Annotated in this window: 17 protein-coding genes; 7 read left to right on the top strand and 10 right to left on the bottom strand. The window is 49.8% G+C overall.

Going from position 1 to position 17,040, the window contains the following annotated elements; genetic code table 11:
* Nucleotides 1-6: 6 nt before the first annotated feature.
* The 9 genes from tmk to LTAR_RS02850 all read right to left on the bottom strand — a co-directional run bounded on the left by tmk (nucleotide 7) and on the right by LTAR_RS02850 (nucleotide 7,756).
* Nucleotides 7-630 carry a dTMP kinase gene (tmk, locus tag LTAR_RS02890; RefSeq protein ID WP_062420666.1) on the bottom strand — a complete coding sequence of 208 codons (624 nt, stop codon included), beginning with the start codon at nucleotides 628-630 and terminating at the stop codon, nucleotides 7-9.
* Entirely contained in the window at nucleotides 627-2,267 is a 1,641-nt protein-coding gene (locus tag LTAR_RS02885; RefSeq protein ID WP_062420665.1) for an AAA ATPase domain-containing protein, read from the bottom strand. The genes tmk and LTAR_RS02885 overlap by 4 nt, the downstream gene beginning before the upstream one ends.
* Before the next feature lie 126 nt (nucleotides 2,268-2,393).
* A complete protein-coding gene (locus LTAR_RS02880; protein ID WP_062420664.1) occupies nucleotides 2,394-3,278 on the bottom strand; it encodes a hypothetical protein in 885 nt (294 codons plus the stop codon).
* A gap of 59 nt (nucleotides 3,279-3,337) precedes the next feature.
* Nucleotides 3,338-3,934 carry a pyridoxal 5'-phosphate synthase glutaminase subunit PdxT gene (pdxT, locus tag LTAR_RS02875; RefSeq protein ID WP_062420663.1) on the bottom strand — a complete coding sequence of 199 codons (597 nt, stop codon included), beginning with the start codon at nucleotides 3,932-3,934 and terminating at the stop codon, nucleotides 3,338-3,340.
* A 7-nt stretch (nucleotides 3,935-3,941) separates the two neighbouring features.
* Nucleotides 3,942-4,829: a pyridoxal 5'-phosphate synthase lyase subunit PdxS gene (gene pdxS, locus LTAR_RS02870; RefSeq protein WP_062420662.1), complete on the bottom strand. Its 888-nt coding sequence runs from the start codon at nucleotides 4,827-4,829 to the stop codon at nucleotides 3,942-3,944.
* Between the two features lie 94 nt (nucleotides 4,830-4,923).
* The gene (locus tag LTAR_RS02865; protein ID WP_236686567.1) at nucleotides 4,924-5,421 is read right to left on the bottom strand and encodes a nucleoside-triphosphatase; all 498 of its coding nucleotides are present in this window, start codon (nucleotides 5,419-5,421) and stop codon (nucleotides 4,924-4,926) included.
* A complete protein-coding gene (locus LTAR_RS02860; RefSeq protein WP_062420660.1) occupies nucleotides 5,418-6,194 on the bottom strand; it encodes an ABC transporter ATP-binding protein in 777 nt (258 codons plus the stop codon). The genes LTAR_RS02865 and LTAR_RS02860 overlap by 4 nt, the downstream gene beginning before the upstream one ends.
* Nucleotides 6,191-7,201, bottom strand: a complete 1,011-nt coding sequence (locus LTAR_RS02855; protein WP_201775930.1) for a FecCD family ABC transporter permease — start codon at nucleotides 7,199-7,201, stop codon at nucleotides 6,191-6,193. The genes LTAR_RS02860 and LTAR_RS02855 overlap by 4 nt, the downstream gene beginning before the upstream one ends.
* Nucleotides 7,202-7,228: 27 nt before the next feature.
* Nucleotides 7,229-7,756: a PadR family transcriptional regulator gene (locus tag LTAR_RS02850; RefSeq protein ID WP_158423379.1), complete on the bottom strand. Its 528-nt coding sequence runs from the start codon at nucleotides 7,754-7,756 to the stop codon at nucleotides 7,229-7,231.
* A 234-nt stretch (nucleotides 7,757-7,990) separates the two neighbouring features.
* Here LTAR_RS02850 and LTAR_RS02845 point away from each other — a divergent pair, with 234 nt between their 5' ends.
* From LTAR_RS02845 to LTAR_RS02820, 6 genes are all read left to right on the top strand, one after another.
* Nucleotides 7,991-9,214 carry a glycosyltransferase gene (locus tag LTAR_RS02845; RefSeq protein WP_062420658.1) on the top strand — a complete coding sequence of 408 codons (1,224 nt, stop codon included), beginning with the start codon at nucleotides 7,991-7,993 and terminating at the stop codon, nucleotides 9,212-9,214.
* A 2-nt stretch (nucleotides 9,215-9,216) separates the two neighbouring features.
* Nucleotides 9,217-11,022, top strand: a complete 1,806-nt coding sequence (locus LTAR_RS17230; RefSeq protein WP_201775929.1) for a glucosyl-3-phosphoglycerate synthase — start codon at nucleotides 9,217-9,219, stop codon at nucleotides 11,020-11,022.
* Between the two features lie 39 nt (nucleotides 11,023-11,061).
* Nucleotides 11,062-11,628 carry a histidine phosphatase family protein gene (locus LTAR_RS02835; protein ID WP_062420657.1) on the top strand — a complete coding sequence of 189 codons (567 nt, stop codon included), beginning with the start codon at nucleotides 11,062-11,064 and terminating at the stop codon, nucleotides 11,626-11,628.
* 94 nt (nucleotides 11,629-11,722) lie between these two features.
* Nucleotides 11,723-12,991 (top strand): glycosyltransferase family 4 protein, encoded by a 1,269-nt coding sequence (locus tag LTAR_RS02830; protein WP_062420656.1) that lies wholly within the window; start codon nucleotides 11,723-11,725, stop codon nucleotides 12,989-12,991.
* A 329-nt stretch (nucleotides 12,992-13,320) separates the two neighbouring features.
* A complete protein-coding gene (locus LTAR_RS02825; protein ID WP_162837302.1) occupies nucleotides 13,321-14,214 on the top strand; it encodes a DNA-methyltransferase in 894 nt (297 codons plus the stop codon).
* Nucleotides 14,192-14,932: a PmeII family type II restriction endonuclease gene (locus LTAR_RS02820; protein WP_062420655.1), complete on the top strand. Its 741-nt coding sequence runs from the start codon at nucleotides 14,192-14,194 to the stop codon at nucleotides 14,930-14,932. Before LTAR_RS02825 ends, LTAR_RS02820 begins: the two co-directional genes overlap by 23 nt.
* Nucleotides 14,933-14,953: 21 nt before the next feature.
* On the opposite strand, the gene LTAR_RS17475 is transcribed toward LTAR_RS02820, so the two are convergent.
* Nucleotides 14,954-15,079, bottom strand: a complete 126-nt coding sequence (locus LTAR_RS17475) for a hypothetical protein (protein ID WP_269079260.1) — start codon at nucleotides 15,077-15,079, stop codon at nucleotides 14,954-14,956.
* Nucleotides 15,080-15,111: 32 nt separating this feature from the next.
* Between LTAR_RS17475 and LTAR_RS02815 the strand changes: the two genes are divergently transcribed.
* Nucleotides 15,112-17,016, top strand: a complete 1,905-nt coding sequence (locus tag LTAR_RS02815) for an ABC-F family ATP-binding cassette domain-containing protein (protein ID WP_062420654.1) — start codon at nucleotides 15,112-15,114, stop codon at nucleotides 17,014-17,016.
* Nucleotides 17,017-17,040: the final 24 nt, after the last annotated feature.

Here is a 17,040-nt window from a genome sequence, read left to right as displayed (position 1 = left end):
GGCGTTTTATACAATCCGTTCATCCACCGCCTGACGAATGGACAATTGTACCATTTCGGGAGTCTGCTCTCCATTGATTGTCACCCAGCGGGCGGGTTCGAGCTTAGCCAGTTCATGGTAACCTTCCCGCACCCGTCGGTGAAATTCCAATTGGTAGGCATCCAGGCGGTTCCATTCACCCCCGCCAACCTGGCGTCGGCGCAGCCCTTCTTCCACATCCACATCTATAAGAAGAGTTAGGTCTGGTTTCAAACCGCCGGTAGCAAATTCCAATAACCGCCGGATGGTATCCCGGTCATACCCGTGACCATACCCCTGGTAGGCAAGGGTGGAATCACCATAACGATCTGAAATTACGATTTCACCGGCTGCCAGCCGCGGACGAATAACCTCTTCTACCAACTGAGCACGTGCGGAGAGAAACAAAAGCAATTCTGTACGCGGGTGCATTGACGTATTTTTCATAGCCATCAGAATTTGCCGCACCTGGTCGCTGATAGCCGTACCACCTGGCTCACGGGTGGTAAACACAGTCCGCCCAATAGAGCGCAGATAGTCTGCCAGCGGGGCGATCTGGGTGGATTTACCGCATCCATCCGGCCCTTCCAGGGTAATGAACAGGCCTGTCATTCTCTAAAAATCCGTACGTAGCGATTTGGGTCTTTCCCGTAGGAATGGGAAACGAGCTGTGCCTGCCGTGCCATTTCGTGCTGCAGGCGGCGGATGGGAGCAGACGCCGGGGGAAGGTCAACAAAGCGGGAACCATTCATCACCGCTTCTATGGCTGCCCGGGTGGCGTTGGAATAATCCTGCCATTCGTTGGGGGTTGGGCCATCCATGCTCAGGTTGAACATGTCTGCCAGCGATTGTTCGATCTGGTTGATTGTATTGGCGCGCAATACATAGATGGGCAGGCCGCGTTCTTCTGCGTCCAGCACCGTTTGTTGGCGGTTGCGGTAATAAGCCCGCAGCGTGATCAGGGCTTCGGATTCTTCCAGATTCTTCACCACCAGTACCGGAACACCCAACCGCCGGGCAGCTTGAATCAGGCGGTTGCGGGCTACGCCGTATGGGTACAGGCGGACAGGTTTGCCATCATAAGGAGAAATGACCTCAGCCGGTTCATCAGCACCCATTTCAAAGCTGCTGGAATCAACTACATTCTGGTATCGTCCGCCCCGGCGCATGGACGTACCAGGCTGTGTGGGTGGTTCCGCCATGCCCCGACGGAATCCCTGATTGGGATTTTGCCGGGCGGGTGGAGGAGGAGCAGGTTTTTCAATGAGAATCTGGTCATCTTCGCCCATAGAACGGATTTCAGGCATAGGCGTACTTCCACGTACCAGTGAATCCACCGCCGATGAAACATCGGGATGGACAGCCACTTTATCGCGTTCGATCATTTCAATCAACACATCAAAAGTGGGAGGGGCACGTCGTTCCAGCACGGTTTTTTGCGTACCGCGCCGTCGGGCTTCTTCATCAGATAGCGTAACCGACTCAATTCCACCGATAAGGTCAGAGAGAGTCGGGTTCAGCAACAAGTTTTCTAATGACCGGCCGTGTGCGGTGCCGATCAACTGGACGCCGCGTTCTGCAATAGTACGCGCTGCCATGGCTTCCAACTCACGGCCAATTTCATCGATAACGATGACTTCGGGGTTATGGTTTTCGACCGCTTCGATCATCACTTCATGCTGAAGGGATGGGGTGGGTACCTGCATGCGCCGGGCTTTTCCCACCGCCGGATGCGGTACATCGCCGTCGCCGCCGATTTCATTAGACGTATCCACAATGATGACGCGTTTTTCCTCCGCGAGAATGCGGGCGGCTTCACGCAGCATGGTAGTTTTTCCAATCCCCGGCCTTCCGAGGATTAAAATGCTTTTACCCGATTCAACGAGGTCTTTGATGATATCAATGGTTCCATAGACTGCCCGGCCTACACGGCAGGTAAGACCCACAATGTGACCGCGTCGGTTTCGAAAAGCAGAAATCCGATGAAGGGTGCGTTCCAACCCCGCCCGGTTATCGGCATCAAACTCACCGATGCGTTCCACCACATAACTGATATCCTGATGGCTGATTTCTCGATCTGAGAGTTCCAGTTCGCCGTTTACGAACCGTGCTTTGGGAACTCTGCCAAGATCGAGGATGATTTCGATAAGGTTGTCAATATTGTTCGCCCGGGTGACTGCCTCAGCCACCGCCGGGGGAAGAACTTCCAATAATTTTTGTAAATCGTCTGTAATTCGTCTCTGTGTCATATCCTGTATATAGCATAAATCATGAACGACCCAAATGCAAATAAACTTCCGGTAAACAACAGACAAATAACCTGTGAACAGGCTCCTCTTGATGTTGACGGCATGAAGATTTTTGTATCTGGTTGATTAGCTTTTTCCTCTTGATTCCACCCGAGCCATAGGAGAAGATGGTTCAGCCCGGCGTTGTTCCAATGCCTTTAGGCCGCGTTCCAGTATAGGGCTGCGCTGACGGGCAATCAGGTGTTTTACCAGCAGCGCCTGCCGCGGAGCAGCTTCTGCTCCGATTTTCTGCAATCCATTTTCAAGCCAGGATTGGTACGATCGAATGGCCAGGTAAACCGGACGGCTGCTTGGATTCGGCAAAACGGAAGCCAATGCTCGTATCAGGCAATCCACATCCACCGCGTCGGGATGGAAAACCGGTTTTAGATATATTCCACTCGGCCCGAAGTCTACATCGGAATACGCTGTAATCTCGTCATTCTGCTGACAGGCCAACCCCTGGAACCCATTCACCGGCACCGGTTCGGCTGATAGAACCAGCGGAGGTATCAATGACTGAAAGAGTGATTGAATACTGCCCTGCTGGTCAAACCTGGCCGGATTCCAATCAGGGTCGGGTTGAGAATCAGGATTCTCAACAGGCAGTTTCCAGATACGCTGCCAGGCAAAAACGCTGAATCCCGCTTTCCGAAAAGCCTCAAATGCCGGGCTGCTTTCGTCTATTTCAGCCAGCAAATGATAGGCACCCCACTCGCCGGATTGCCGGGCAAGATCTTCCAACAAGGTTGGCAAAGCCGTCAGATTGGATTCCATCTCCGGGGCGACAAAGGCCACCCTGGCTGACCGTTCACCCTGTTGATAGTTGACCTGCCCGAACAACGGCGGGGCGCCATCTTCAGATGGTGAGACATTGGTATAGGATCCCCGCATGGGATGAAGCTGCGCAAATATGGCAGCCAGACCCAGAGGATTTCCTCTGGTCAACATCAGAGCGCTGTCCAGACCCAACACTTGCCGCCGGTAGCGGTATAGTGCAGGAATATCATGCCAGGCTAATGCACGAACGACTATTTTGCCATCTCCACAAAATACCGGTGAAAACGGTCGTCTTCTGTGAGTTCAGGATGAAATGACGTTGCCAGCAGACGGCCTTGCCGGGCAGCCACTATCCGGCCGCCACCTTTTATACTGCTTTCAGGCAGACGGGACAACACTTCTGCCGGAGCATGTACTTCCTGGATTAGAGGGGCTCTGATAAACACCGCATGGTACGGATGTCCATCAGGGTCAACCGACTTTAATGCAGGAATTTCCAGGTCAATTTCAAAACTATCCACCTGACGACCGAATGCATTGCGCTCCACAACAATATCCATCACAGCCAGCAATGGCTGCTTTCGCCGGGCATCTTTTGATAGAAAGATGGCACCGGCACAGGTTCCCCAGATGGCTTTTGTTTTGGCAAATTCCCTCAACGGCTCCATAAGGTTGAATGCCACAGCAAGTTTGCCAATTGTGGTGGATTCACCTCCAGGGATGATTAAACCATTCAAACCATCCAGGTCGCCGGGAAGGCGGACCTGAATGGTTTCAATTCCAAGTTTTTGCAGCGTTGTCTGGTGTTCGGCAAAGTCACCCTGCAGCGCCAGTACACCAATTTTCATAGGGTTATTACCAGCCTCTTCCGGCTATTAATTCCTGTTCAGGAATGGCAGAAATCTGCCGTCCGACCATGGGTTCACCCAGGTTCCGGCTTACTTCTGCCAGAATTTTCGGATCATTATAGTGTGTCGTGGCTTTTACAATGGCGGCAGCGCGTTTCGCCGGATCACCGGATTTGAAAATGCCGGATCCTACAAAAACACCGTCAACGCCCAACTGCATCATCAGGGCGGCATCAGCCGGGGTGGCAATACCACCGGCGGCAAAATTGACCACGGGCAATCGGCCAAGTGAGCGGGTTTCCATTACCAGTTCATACGGAGCACCCAGTTCTTTAGCGTAAGACATCACTTCTTCTTCCGGCATATTCTGCAGCCGGCGGATATCACCCAGAACCTGACGGGCATGGCGAACGGCTTCCACAACATCACCGGTACCGGCTTCACCCTTGGTACGGATCATGGCGGCACCTTCACCCACCCGCCGCAAAGCCTCGCCCAGGTTGCGGCAACCGCAAACAAAGGGAACCTTAAAGGCATGCTTATTCACATGGTGAGATTCATCGGCCGGGGTTAATACTTCTGACTCATCAATATAATCGATACCCAGTGCTTCGAGAATCTGGGCTTCTACAAAATGACCGATGCGGCACTTGGCCATCACCGGAATGCTGACTGCTTCCATAATGCGGATGATCACTTCGGGATCACTCATCCGGGCAACCCCGCCACTGGCGCGGATATCCGCAGGAACCCGTTCCAATGCCATTACTGCGCAGGCGCCGGCATCTTCGGCGATCTTTGCATGGTCTGGAGTGACCACATCCATGATCACGCCGCCTTTTAACATTTGAGCCAGTCCCTTTTTGACGGCAAAGGTGGCTACTTGCTGTTCCATAACTTCCTCCTGAATTGGTAAAAAGAACCCTGCATTTCGATTTTACCACGCAGAATCATGGTTTTAATTTGGGTTGAAGAGACTGGGTAACCGATCAGGTATTCATATTAATCAGGTTGGCGTCAGGCCAGAGCATTCTGGCTTTTTCCAGTAATTCCGGGCGGATAACCACTACAGCCTTTTTAAATAAAAGGGAGTTTATAACATCAAAGGCTTTCATCCATCCCTGTTGTTGGTCAAATTCAAGAGGCCCCAGCTCATCCATAAGAAAGAGATCGCTGTCTTTTACGTCGCTTAAGATGTTATTCCCCCATTCAAGTACTTCCGGGAAAAAATCCCAATGATCTGTCACTTCAAATCCAGATTGTCTATTCACCTTGCAAGCCAACAGGCGGGACTCACCGGTCGACACATTGACCACGTCTATTCCGGTTTTTTCACCATTTTCAAAAACCGCCGGACAGATCAATCCGGTTACTTTCAAGCCGGCTTTCAGGGCTTCGTCCGCCAACCGCTGGCAGGTACGGGTTTTCCCGATGCCACGGCCGCCGGTAAGAATTGTTATGCCGCCGGGCAAATCCATAAGATTCACGTCCAAAGCGCCACCTTTTGTCCATCCACCTGAATAATCCGAACAGGGACGCCATAGGCAGCTGTAAGGTTTTCTTCCGTGAAAACCTCGCTGACTGAACCGGCTGTTAACAACGATCCCCCTCGTAATAAAACAATTTCTGAAGCAATTGCTGCTGCCACGTCTGGCTCGTGAGTGGTCAGAAATATGGTCGAGCCGGAAGCATGCAATTGCCGGAGTATTCTTATCAGCCGTACTTTATTGGCCAGGTCAAGATGAGAGGTAGGTTCATCGAGAAGAATGACATGTGGCTGCTGGGCAAGTGCCCTTGCCAGCAGCACCAGCTGACGTTCGCCGCCGCTCAGGGAAGTTACCGTCCGGGTTTCCATCTCACCCAGACCGGCCAGCTCTAGAGCATGGTGGGAGGCTTCCAGATCTTCTTTGCGGGGCATTTCAAGCGGGTTCAAATAGGGGGTTCGCCCAAGTAAAACATATTCCAGTACAGAATAATCGAATGGCATATGCTCAATTTGCGGAACCAGTGCCATCATCTGACCGGCCTCACGCCGGGTATAGGAATGTAATGGACGGTCTTTCAGGCGAATGTCCCCCGATGTTGGCTGCAACCAGCCGAGAAGGATGTGCAGCAATGTGGATTTTCCGGCGCCGTTTGGCCCCAGCAAAGCTGTCACCGAACCTTCGGAAATCTGCAAAGACAGGTTCTTCAGAACATTCTGGTGATTACCATCGTAATGAAAGTCAACTCTATCCAATGAAAGAATTGGCGCAGTCATCTTTGACTCCGAATCCCGGTCATGGAGAGCAGGAAAATGAAACCAATTGCTCCGAGCAGGGAAGTGATAACACCCAGTGGAATTTCACCCGGGAGCAGTATACGAGCCAGATCATCACAGAGCAGGGTAAAAAGACCACCGATCAATAGTGTGGCAGGGAGGGTGACACGGGAATCCGCGCCAAATAGACGCCTGGCAATATGGGGAACAATCAGACCAACCCATGTGACCATTCCACTAACTGAGATGACGGAAGCCACGGCCAGTACCGCTGCACCAAGCAGAACTCCGCGTTCCACCCGGGGAGAAGCCCCCAGGGAAAAAGCCGCAGCATCGCTTAATGAAAGCAAATTCAGCCGCCAGCGAAGCAGCAAAAGAACCACAAGGCTGATTGTTACAACCGGCAATATGCTGAGAAATTTTCCCCAGGTGCTGCTGGAGAGTCCGCCCAGCAGCCAGAAGGTGATTTCTGGAAGCTGGCTTAATGGATCTGCCATATACTTCAAAATTCCAACTCCAGAAGAAAACAGGGCTGATACAGCGATTCCGGCCAAAACCAATCGCAGAACCCATCCACCATAACGCAAACGGTGGGCAAAGAAGTAGGAAAGTACCAGTCCGGCAATGGCAAATAGAGCCGCCGAAGTTTGTACCAGGGCGGCGGTGTTCCCCAGAAAAATAATGGCAAAAGCCGCACCAAATGATGCACCCTGTGAAACGCCCAGAAAACCCGGTTCCACCAGCGGATTACCAAAAATCATTTGGAAAACCAGACCGGCAGCTGAAAGTGACATCCCCAGAAGGATGGCAATCAACATACGCGGAAATCGCAGGTTCATCACCAAACGGTAGGCCATCTCATCGGCGGCAATGGCAGCCGGTGAAGAAATCTGTACCGAGGGATACCGTCCGATCAACAATGAAAAACCGGCCGCCAGCAAGAGCAGGCAGACAAGCAAAACCAGAATGGTTCTGCTTGAATGTATACGACTTGATTCCTGATTCACTCGGTACGACCTTCCACCAATAAAGATTTATTTCGTACGGTTAAGAAGCAAACTACCGGCACAATCGTCCAACCATTCCTGCCAACCGGAAATCTGTTTCAATCGGGAACAGAAAACCAACCGGTCAAATTCATTGTCAGCGTTCAGGTTTTGCATGGATGCTTCTACCTCCCGTTTCCATGTTTCTGTCACCGCTTTTTGCTTTTGCACCAGTTCAAACGCTGTTTCCGAACTCTCCTTGAGGGCAAAATACAACTTGGCCAGAAACACCTGACGCATATCCCGGCCATGTAATACAGGTTCCCGGATCCATTGTTTGTAGCGTTGTGTTCCTTCAGCAGTGAGGTGATATTCCTTGCGCATGGGGGAATTGCCCACCTGAATCAACTGCGATTCGAGGCTGCCATCTTGTTCAAGGGAATCCAGCATGGCATACAAATTACTCTGATTGATGTGCCAAACCCGAGACAGTCCATCGGGTCGGGAGAGATATTTAAACAGGTCGTATCCATGCATCGGCTCCCCATCCAGTAAGCCGAGAAGCATGATTTCCATAGTGTTTGCGATTTTTTTACGAGGTGACATATGTTATGAATGAGTATTCAATCGTTGAATAGAGAAATTATAGCATAGACAGCACTCACACCGGATGAGACGCAACATTTGAAAAACCCCTGACATTCTGTATATCTCAATCCTGTTAATAATGAGAGAGAAAAAAGATTTTCCGGTCGGGTTTGACTCCGCTTCCCCCATCAGTATAATTGGTGACAAGGGAAAGGAGCATGCATGTATGTTGGGATCATGCACTATGCAGCACCACCGGTTGTTGGGGGAGTAGAATCTGTCCTTTTCAGTCATGCGCAATGTATCAGCAATGGCGGGCATACAGTTCGTATCATCGCCGGTCGTGGTGAAACGCTGGATGCACGCTGTCCGGTAGAACTTGTTCCCCTTATCGATTCCCGCCATCCCCGCGTTTTGAATGTCAAAGCCAGTCTGGATACTGGCACAGTGCCAGACGATTTTGCAATACTGGTAGACCAGATCCAACACGAATTAGAACGCATAATGAGCGGCATGGATGTCATCATCGCCCACAATATTGCATCTTTGAATAAAAATCTGGCACTCACCGCCGCCCTCTTTAATCTTTCCCAGAAAACTGAAAGCCCGCGGATCATCCTCTGGCATCACGATTTTGCCTGGACCACACCGCGCTACCAGCCGGAATTGTATGACGGCTATCCGTGGGATTTGCTGCGCACTGCCTGGCCTGGAGTGACCCAGGTCGTTGTCTCAGAAGAACGACGGAAAGAATACTCTTCCCTCACCCGCCTGTCTCCTGACGCCATCCACGTGATCCCGGCAGGAATTGACCTGAGCGGCTTCCTGGCATTGAACAAACAGGTAACAACACTGGCCAATCAGCTTGACCTTTTTCACGCCGCCCCGTTGCTGCTTACCCCTGTCAGAATCACCAAACGTAAAAATCTTGAGTTGGCCATTGAAACCACCACTCATCTGCGGGAACATCTTCCATCTGCTCAACTGGTGATCACCGGGCCACTCGGTGCCCATAATCCGGCCAATCAAGAATACCTGAAAAAACTTATTTCATTGCGAAAAATGATGGGTGTAACCGGCAGTGTTCATCTGATGGCAGAACATATCCCTGAGGGTCTTGAAATGGAAAGCGTAGCCAGTTTTTACCGGCTGGCAGACGCCCTGTTGCTGCCCAGCCGGGAAGAAGGTTTTGGAATACCCATTCTGGAAGCCGGGATGTCTAAAATACCGGTTTTTTGCAGTGACCTTCCTCCACTGCGAGCATTAGCTGGCCCATGGGCTCATTATTTTGATCCCGATGATAAACCGGGAAAGATTGCCCGCATGATCACCCAGGTGTTGACAGAAAGCCCTCAATATAACTTGCGGATCAATATCCGAAATTCATTCACCTGGGAGGCCATTTACCAGACAAAGATTCTCCCACTGCTTAAAAAGGTAAAGTAGCCATGTCTAATACAGAGAAAAAGATATTTCGGCCTTTCCGTAAGGTGATATTACCCATCTTGAATGGTGAAACAACTCGAGTCTCTATCTCGGCGGCCCATTCACTGGGTATTGATGTGCAATTAATCGGTTTGCTGGTTGTGCCTCCGGGAGCTTCCGCCAGTGAAAAAACCGAACCGGCCAGAAAACTACGCGGACAATTGCAGGATTTGACCGTGAATGAATCTTTTTCCGTTCCACCGCAATTGATCGTTTCCCAGCAACCCTGGAAAGACCTGTGGAAAATGGTGTCTCGCGAAAAAGGAACTCTGCTGCTGCTTGAATATCCTACCCTTTGCACCGGTTCATGGGGAGTGACGGAAGAACTTCTTTCAAAACCTCCCTGTGACCTTGCCATTATCCGCGGCCCCTGGCCCGAAAAGAACCCTTCCATCCTGATCCCGGTCCGCGGTGGTCCATCCGCCGAGTTGGCGCTGCGACTGGGAATGTCTTTCCCTAAAACAGACCTGGATGTCATTCATTTTTCCACGGCCAACGCCCATCACGCCGAAGATGAACCTTTCAAGGGACTGGAAAAAATACTGCCAACTTTCCCGGAAGTCCATTTCAGCCGCGACCATTCTGACAATCCGGTCGATTCCATTCTGACACTGCTGGAAAAAAAGCAGCTCCTGATCCTGGGCGCACCGGTCAAGGGAATGTTATCGGCCATATCGAGCAACATGTTATTCATGAAGGCCCCCTGTGCAGTGATTATGGTTCGCAGGAAAGGACCGCTTCCCGAACGCTGGAGCGGAACAGAAGGAGCCATGTCTGGCGCAAAGGCCATCAGCCTGCTGGTTGACCGCTGGTTCGCAGAAAACACGTATCATGCCTCTGAGTTTGATGATCTTCAACGGTTGGTGGAAACGAAAGAAAAACAAAATTTGACCATCAGTCTGGCGCTGCCGGCTCTCAATGAAGAAGAAACTGTGGGAACCGTCATTCAAACGATAAAATCGAAATTGATGGATGAATTTCATCTTCTGGATGAAATTGTGCTAATTGATTCCACATCCAGTGACCGTACCCGTGAAATTGCCCGGCAGTTGGGAATTCCAGTCTATATCCATCAGGAATTACTGAGGGAATACGGTCCACGCCGCGGAAAAGGGGAAGCTCTGTGGAAAAGTCTGCTGGTGACCAGAGGCGACATTGTGGTGTGGATCGATACCGACATCGTGAACATCCACCCGCGGTTTGTGTATGGGGTGCTTGGGCCGTTGCTGGTCAACCCGCGGCTGCAGCTTGTGAAAGGGTTTTACCAGCGCCCCCTGAAAAGCGAAGACCGTCTGCAATCTGCTGCCGGCGGGCGGGTGACCGAATTGACAGCGCGCCCGATGATCAACCTTTTTTACCCGGAACTTTCCGGCATCATCCAACCGCTGGCCGGTGAATATGGCGGACGGCGCAAAGCGCTCGAACAGATTTCCTTCTCCTCAGGTTATGGAGTGGAAATCGGGATGATCATCGAGATCTTTGAGAAATTCGGGCTCGAGTCGATCGGTCAGGTAGATTTGCTGGAACGTATCCACCACAATCAGACGTTGGAAGCCTTAAGCAAAATGTCTTTTGTGATCCTGCAGGCCATCTTCCGTCGTTTGGAACGCCGTTACGGACGTTCACTACTGGAAGATGTGAATAAATCTATGAAATTGATCCATTACTCTGAACCCAATTATTTCCTTGAAGTAGAAGAACTGCCAGAACTGGAGCGCCCCCCGATGGTAGAATTGCCAGAATACCGCGCCGCCCATCATATAGAATAAGGCGGGTTTCCGGTAAATCTTAATCGTTTCGAGATGGTAATGACAGAAATCTGGCTGGTTCGCCACGGGCAAACAGATTGGAATCTGGAAGGCCGCCTGCAGGGACAGTTGGATGTTCCATTAAATGAAACCGGCCTTAAGCAGGCTCAGTCGCTGGCGGAAACCCTGCGGGGAAAGCCCTTCAGCGCCATCTATTCAAGCGATCTGATGCGCGCCCGCCAGACAGCGGAGATAATAGCCCGGGTCGTCAACCTGCCCATCACCTTTGATAAACGCTTGCGGGAAATTTCTCAGGGACAAGTGGAAGGCATGCTGTTTTCAGATGTCATCCAGAAATTTGAAGGTGCCCTGGCCGACCGCACCCGCAATCCGGTAGAGTCTCGCCTGCCGGGGGGTGAATCGGTTGCTGAGCTGGCCGAACGATTCAGAGATTGTGTAGATGAGATTTCCCGCCAGAAGTACACAAGGCCTGTGTTGTTGATTGCCCACGGACTGGCGATTGCCACGATCCTGTGTCAGGCTCGCGGGTATCCAATGGAAACGGTCTATTCACACATCCAGGAAAATGCCACAGCCGAAGTCATCGAATGGAATCCTCCTGCCTGATCCCGCTGACAGGCAGTATTCTTCCTATTAAAAAAACTCTATAATACTTTCAGGCTCAAGATATCTCACATTCTTTAACGAAGGGGAGTGGGACATGCTTACCTGGGATCGTTCATTAAGAATTGGTTTTATTTCCACCCGGTTTGAAGGGACAGACGGCGTATCTCTGGAAACCGAAAAATGGGCGGCTGTTCTGGAAAAGAATGGGCACCAGTGTTTCTACTTTGCCGGTATATGCGACAGACCGGCAGATGTCAGCATGGTGGTTCCCGAAGCCTTCTTTCAACATCCAGATAATGCCTCCATTAACCGGGTAGTGTATTCATCACCCATCCGTCCGCCGGATATCACCCGCCGGATCCATTCCCTGAAAAATCATCTGAAAGATGAGCTTTACCGGTTTATCAGCCAGTTTGACCTGAACCTGTTGATCACTGAAAATGTTCAGGCCATTCCCATTCACATCCCACTGGGAATGGCACTTGCGGAACTCATCGCAGAGACCGGATTCCCTGTGATCGGTCATCACCATGATATGTTCTGGGAGCGCAAGCGTTTCCTCACCAATTGCGTGTGGGATATTCTCAACTCTGTCTTCCCGCCGCACATGCCCACCATCCGTCATGTGGTGATCAATTCCTCGGCATCGAACCAACTGGCATTGCGCACCGGGATATCGAGCACGCTCATCCCCAATGTGATGGATTTTGATCATCCCCCGCCGCCGCCGGATGATTACGCCAAAAAAGTCCGCCGTGACCTTGGATTGGATGCCAGTGAATACCTCATCCTTCAACCAACCCGCATTGTGCAACGCAAAGGTATCGAACATGCCATAGAACTGGTCAGCCGGTTGTTTCTGGATGCGCGTCTGGTGATTTCCCATGCCTCGGGAGACGAAGGTTATGAATATGAGAAATTCATCCGCGAATATGCCGAGCGGCTGGGTGTGCCAACCCTGTTTATTGCCGATATCATCAAGGAAAAACGGGGATTAACCGAAGACGGCCGCAACATCTATACGTTGAACGATGTCTACCCCCAGGCAGCTCTGGTCACCTATCCATCAGACTTCGAAGGGTTTGGGAATGCCTTTTTAGAAGCCATTTATTACCGGCGTCCGGTGCTGGTGAATAATTATTCCATCTTTAATTATGATATCCGTCCCAAAGGATTCCGTGTGATTGAATTTGACGGGTATATCACCCAGGAAACAGTGGAAACAGCCCGACGGGTGCTGCAAAATCCATCTCTAGCTGCAGAGATGGCAGAACATAATTATCTACTGGGGCAGAGGCATTTTTCGTACACCATGCTGGAACGCCGCCTGCACACCATTATTTCAAGCATCTTCGGCGAGTAAGAAGTTAGGAAGAAAAACAACAGGGTGGGTTAAACGTAGTTGCATTTATCACGACCATTCGAAGGGTTATTGCTTGCCTGGAAGTGCGTTCAACCCACCACGCTCAAAAATCCGGTACCTAACCACATCCCTACCGGCATAGGAATATCAACTCCGGTCTATGCCAGACTTTTAATTGCATTTTCATCTATTTGATCCATCTGTTTTTTTACGATGATAGATGATCCTGATTAAGAATAATATTGCATATGGATTGCAAACTTAATCGATTTATGAATTATGATAGATATACATATTCCATTCTTTATAATTGATCAGAAGAAGCAAATATGGAAACCGAATTTTCATTTAGAACTCAAACCAGTCCGTATTTGGCCATATCTGCAAATATCCTGAACGGAGACAGCAAGGAACAATTAAAACTCCTACCGGATAATTGTGTAGATCTGATCGTCACCTCACCGCCGTATGCCGACCAGCGTAAAAACACTTATGGCGGCATCAGTCATGACAAATATGTAGAATGGTTTTTGCCGATTTCCGAACAATTACTTCGCGTTTTAAAGCCAACCGGAACCTTTATTCTTAATATAAAAGAAAAAGTAGTGGATGGTGAAAGAAGCACGTATGTCATTGAATTAATACTTGAGATGCGAAAGCAGGGATGGCTATGGACAGAAGAATTTATCTGGCATAAAAAGAACAGTTATCCCGGAAAGTGGCCTAACCGATTTCGTGATGCATGGGAACGTCTGCTGCAATTCAATAAAAACAAATCGTTTTCCATGTATCAGGATGAGGTCATGGTACCCATTGGCGATTGGGCCAATTCGCGTCTAAAAAACCTCTCTGAAACAGACAAAACCCGCGATAATTCCAGGGTGGGAAGCGGCTTTGGCAAGAACATCTCCAACTGGTTGAATAGAACCAAAGCATATCCGACCAATGTGCTCCATTTGGCTACAGAATGTTCCAATAAGAACCACAGCGCTGCGTTCCCGGAAGAATTGCCAGAATGGTTCATCAAGCTTTTCACAAAAGAAAATGATGTAGTGTTGGATCCTTTTATGGGCTCAGGGACGACGGTGTTTGTGGCGAACAGGATGAATCGAAATGCCATTGGTATTGATATTGTTCCTGAATACTGCGAAATGGTAAGGAATAAATTGCAGCCAAGGCTATTGGAAGAAAAGGGGAATTATGAAGCCGGTAAACCTGAATGATGTATCAAGTTATGTTGAACAACATATAGGTGTATTCCACCAGAAACGCATTCAAAGTATTGACAGTCTGAAACTGACAGATGTATTGAAGAGAAAAAATCCTTACTTGTTTAAAGCAAAAAATGTACTTACATCAGAACAAATTGTGAAAACCCTGGTAGACGCGCATATCTCATCCAATGAAGAGACAATATTCGGCGATTGGTTGGAAGGTCTGGCCATATTCATCAATGGTCAGGTTTATGGTGGATGGAAATCTGGAATCACAGGAATTGACCTTGAATTTGATATGGAAGGATTTCGGCATATCGTTACAATTAAATCCGGCCCAAATTGGGGGAATTCATCGCAAATTCAAAAAATGAAAGATGATTTCAAAACAGCACAAAAGGCATTAAGAACCAGTAATTCAAACCTGGTAATAAAAGCCATAAATGGCTGTTGCTATGGGCGAGATAATAAACCAGATAAGGGTGATTATTTCAAGTATTGCGGGCAGAAGTTCTGGGAGTTTATTTCCGGTAATGATCAGCTTTATCTGGAAATAATCGAACCATTGGGACATAAAGCAAAAGAAAGAAATGATGAATTCCAGGCATCATATGCTCAGATGATAAACAAATTCACCAGGACTTTTGCGAATAATTTTTGCAAAGAAAATGGTGATATTGATTGGGAGAGACTTGTAGAATTTAATTCATCCATCTATAAACTATAGGGTGCGTTCAACCCACCACGCTCAAAATCCGGTACCTAACCACATCCCTACCGGCATAGGAATATCAACTCCGGTCATGGTGGGATCAAATGCGATGCCACCTGTGTTTTTCTCAAGATTGGCGGAAAACCATTCAAACAAAGGCACGATTCATCGGTTTTTCCCATTAAAATAACACCATGCCTTTACTCACTATCGAGCGCCTGGGGAAATCCTTCGGCGCTGTTGACCTGTTTACTGATATCACTGTGAGCCTGCCGGAAAAAGCCCGGGTTGGACTGGTCGGCCCCAATGGTGTAGGTAAGACCACTTTACTGCGCATCATCATCGGGGAAGAAGATGCCAGCACAGGTTCTGTCTTTCGTGCTCGCGGCCTGCGTACAGGGTATCTCCCCCAGGAAGCCAACCTGGATGGCGAGCAAACCCTCTGGCAGGAATGCCTGAAACCTTTCGAAAACCTTCTGGCCAGGCAAAAAGAATTGCATCGGCTGGAAGAAGCCATGAGCAAACCGGATGCCCCGGTTGATCTACTGGATTCATACGGTCGTCTTCAGCATGAATATGAGGTGGCCGGCGGCTATATATATGAAACCTGGATTCATCAAACGTTGACCGGACTGGGTTTCTCTGATGAAGATGCCCGGCGTCCACTCAACCAGCTTTCTGGCGGCCAGAAAACCCGCGCCCTGCTGGCACGCCTGCTGCTCAGTCAACCTGATCTTTTACTGCTTGACGAGCCTAACAACCATCTGGATATCGCCGCATTGGAATGGCTGGAAAATACACTAAAGGATTTTTCAGGGGCTGTGCTTGTCATTTCACATGACCGCTTCTTCCTGGATCAGGTGGCTGACACCATCTGGGAAATGGACAATGGTTTTGAAACCTACCACGGCAATTATTCCGCCTACCAGCAGCAACGCGAGGAACGCCGTATCCGCCTGCTGAAAGAGGTGGAAGCCCAGCAGGAATTCATCCAGAAAGAACAAGAATACATCCGGCGCAACATGGCGGGTCAGAACACCCGGCAGGCACAGGGACGATTGAAACGTCTCGAAAGGTTCCTGGAAGAAAAGAAACTGGACCGGCCAATGACCAGTGATGCCCTTCACCTGCGGTTGACTCCAACCAACCGTTCCGGAGACCTGGTCATCAAGACAACCGGCCTTTCAGTCGGCTATGCCGATGAAGGTCGGCCGCTGTTTGTTGTACCTGATCTGATCCTGCTGCGTGGAGAATGTGCGGCTGTCATCGGCCCAAATGGGGCAGGTAAAACCACCCTGTTGAAAACCTTGCTCGGTCAGCTTGCTCCTCTGGCAGGGGAAGCTGAAATGGGTGCCAGTCTCAAGATTGGGTATTTTGCCCAGGCACACGAAGGTCTGAACCCGAATAACACATTAATAGAAGAAATCAACCGGTCAGCTCCCAAAATGCTGCCGGGTGAAGTGCGTGACTATCTGGCGAAATTTCTTTTCACCGGTGATGATGTCTTCAAGCAAGTCTCCCTTCTTTCCGGTGGTGAACGCGGACGGCTGGCTCTGGCCTGTCTGGCATTAAGCGGCGCCAACCTGCTACTGCTTGATGAACCAACCAACCACCTTGACCTGTCATCTCAGGATGCTCTTCAGGAAGTTTTACAAGATTTTGACGGCACCATCCTGCTGGTTTCACACGACCGCTACCTCATCGACGCTCTGGCCACTCAAATATGGGATGTGTTACCCGATGAACGGGTCATGAAGGTGTTTCCCGGTACCTACAGTGAATATGCCGCCTTTCGCCGCCAGGAAAAAGAAAACATAAACAAAATTGAGACCGGAAAAAAGGCTGCATCTCCTGCTGCAAACACATTATCACCAAAGGCGAAATCCTCACGTCCAAGCCACAAACAGCAGGAAACCATGAAAAGATTAGAAGCCCGTATTTCTGATCTTGAAAAAGAGTTGGATGCCATCAGCCGTCAACTTGAAAATCCGCCGGTTGATTCTCAAAAAGTGCTTGATCTGGGGAACCGGTTCAATCAGATTCAAAAAGAACTGGAAGACCAGATGCAAAAGTGGGAAACCCTTTCCACCGAGATGTGACATTCATCTCTTCCTCAGGAAGAA

The organism is Leptolinea tardivitalis (genome assembly GCF_001050275.1).
Lineage (GTDB): Bacteria > Chloroflexota > Anaerolineae > Anaerolineales > Anaerolineaceae > Leptolinea > Leptolinea tardivitalis.
Note: the sequence above shows the minus strand (reverse complement) of the source record. Positions and strands in the feature narration are given on the sequence as shown.

Bases quoted from the DNA above. Each gene is read 5' to 3' on its own strand.
- LTAR_RS02830 (WP_062420656.1), top strand. From the start codon at position 11,723: ATGCTTACCTGGGATCGTTCATTAAGAATTGGTTTTATTTCCACCCGG.
- LTAR_RS02835 (WP_062420657.1), top strand. From the start codon at position 11,062: ATGACAGAAATCTGGCTGGTTCGCCACGGGCAAACAGATTGGAATCTG.
- tmk (WP_062420666.1), bottom strand. From the start codon at position 630: ATGACAGGCCTGTTCATTACCCTGGAAGGGCCGGATGGATGCGGTAAA.
- LTAR_RS02860 (WP_062420660.1), bottom strand. From the start codon at position 6,194: ATGACTGCGCCAATTCTTTCATTGGATAGAGTTGACTTTCATTACGAT.
- LTAR_RS02815 (WP_062420654.1), top strand. From the start codon at position 15,112: ATGCCTTTACTCACTATCGAGCGCCTGGGGAAATCCTTCGGCGCTGTT.
- LTAR_RS02845 (WP_062420658.1), top strand. From the start codon at position 7,991: ATGTATGTTGGGATCATGCACTATGCAGCACCACCGGTTGTTGGGGGA.
- pdxT (WP_062420663.1), bottom strand. From the start codon at position 3,934: ATGAAAATTGGTGTACTGGCGCTGCAGGGTGACTTTGCCGAACACCAG.
- pdxS (WP_062420662.1), bottom strand. From the start codon at position 4,829: ATGGAACAGCAAGTAGCCACCTTTGCCGTCAAAAAGGGACTGGCTCAA.
- LTAR_RS02825 (WP_162837302.1), top strand. From the start codon at position 13,321: ATGGAAACCGAATTTTCATTTAGAACTCAAACCAGTCCGTATTTGGCC.
- LTAR_RS17230 (WP_201775929.1), top strand. From the start codon at position 9,217: ATGTCTAATACAGAGAAAAAGATATTTCGGCCTTTCCGTAAGGTGATA.
- LTAR_RS02820 (WP_062420655.1), top strand. From the start codon at position 14,192: ATGAAGCCGGTAAACCTGAATGATGTATCAAGTTATGTTGAACAACAT.
- LTAR_RS02850 (WP_158423379.1), bottom strand. From the start codon at position 7,756: ATGGAAATCATGCTTCTCGGCTTACTGGATGGGGAGCCGATGCATGGA.
- LTAR_RS02885 (WP_062420665.1), bottom strand. From the start codon at position 2,267: ATGACACAGAGACGAATTACAGACGATTTACAAAAATTATTGGAAGTT.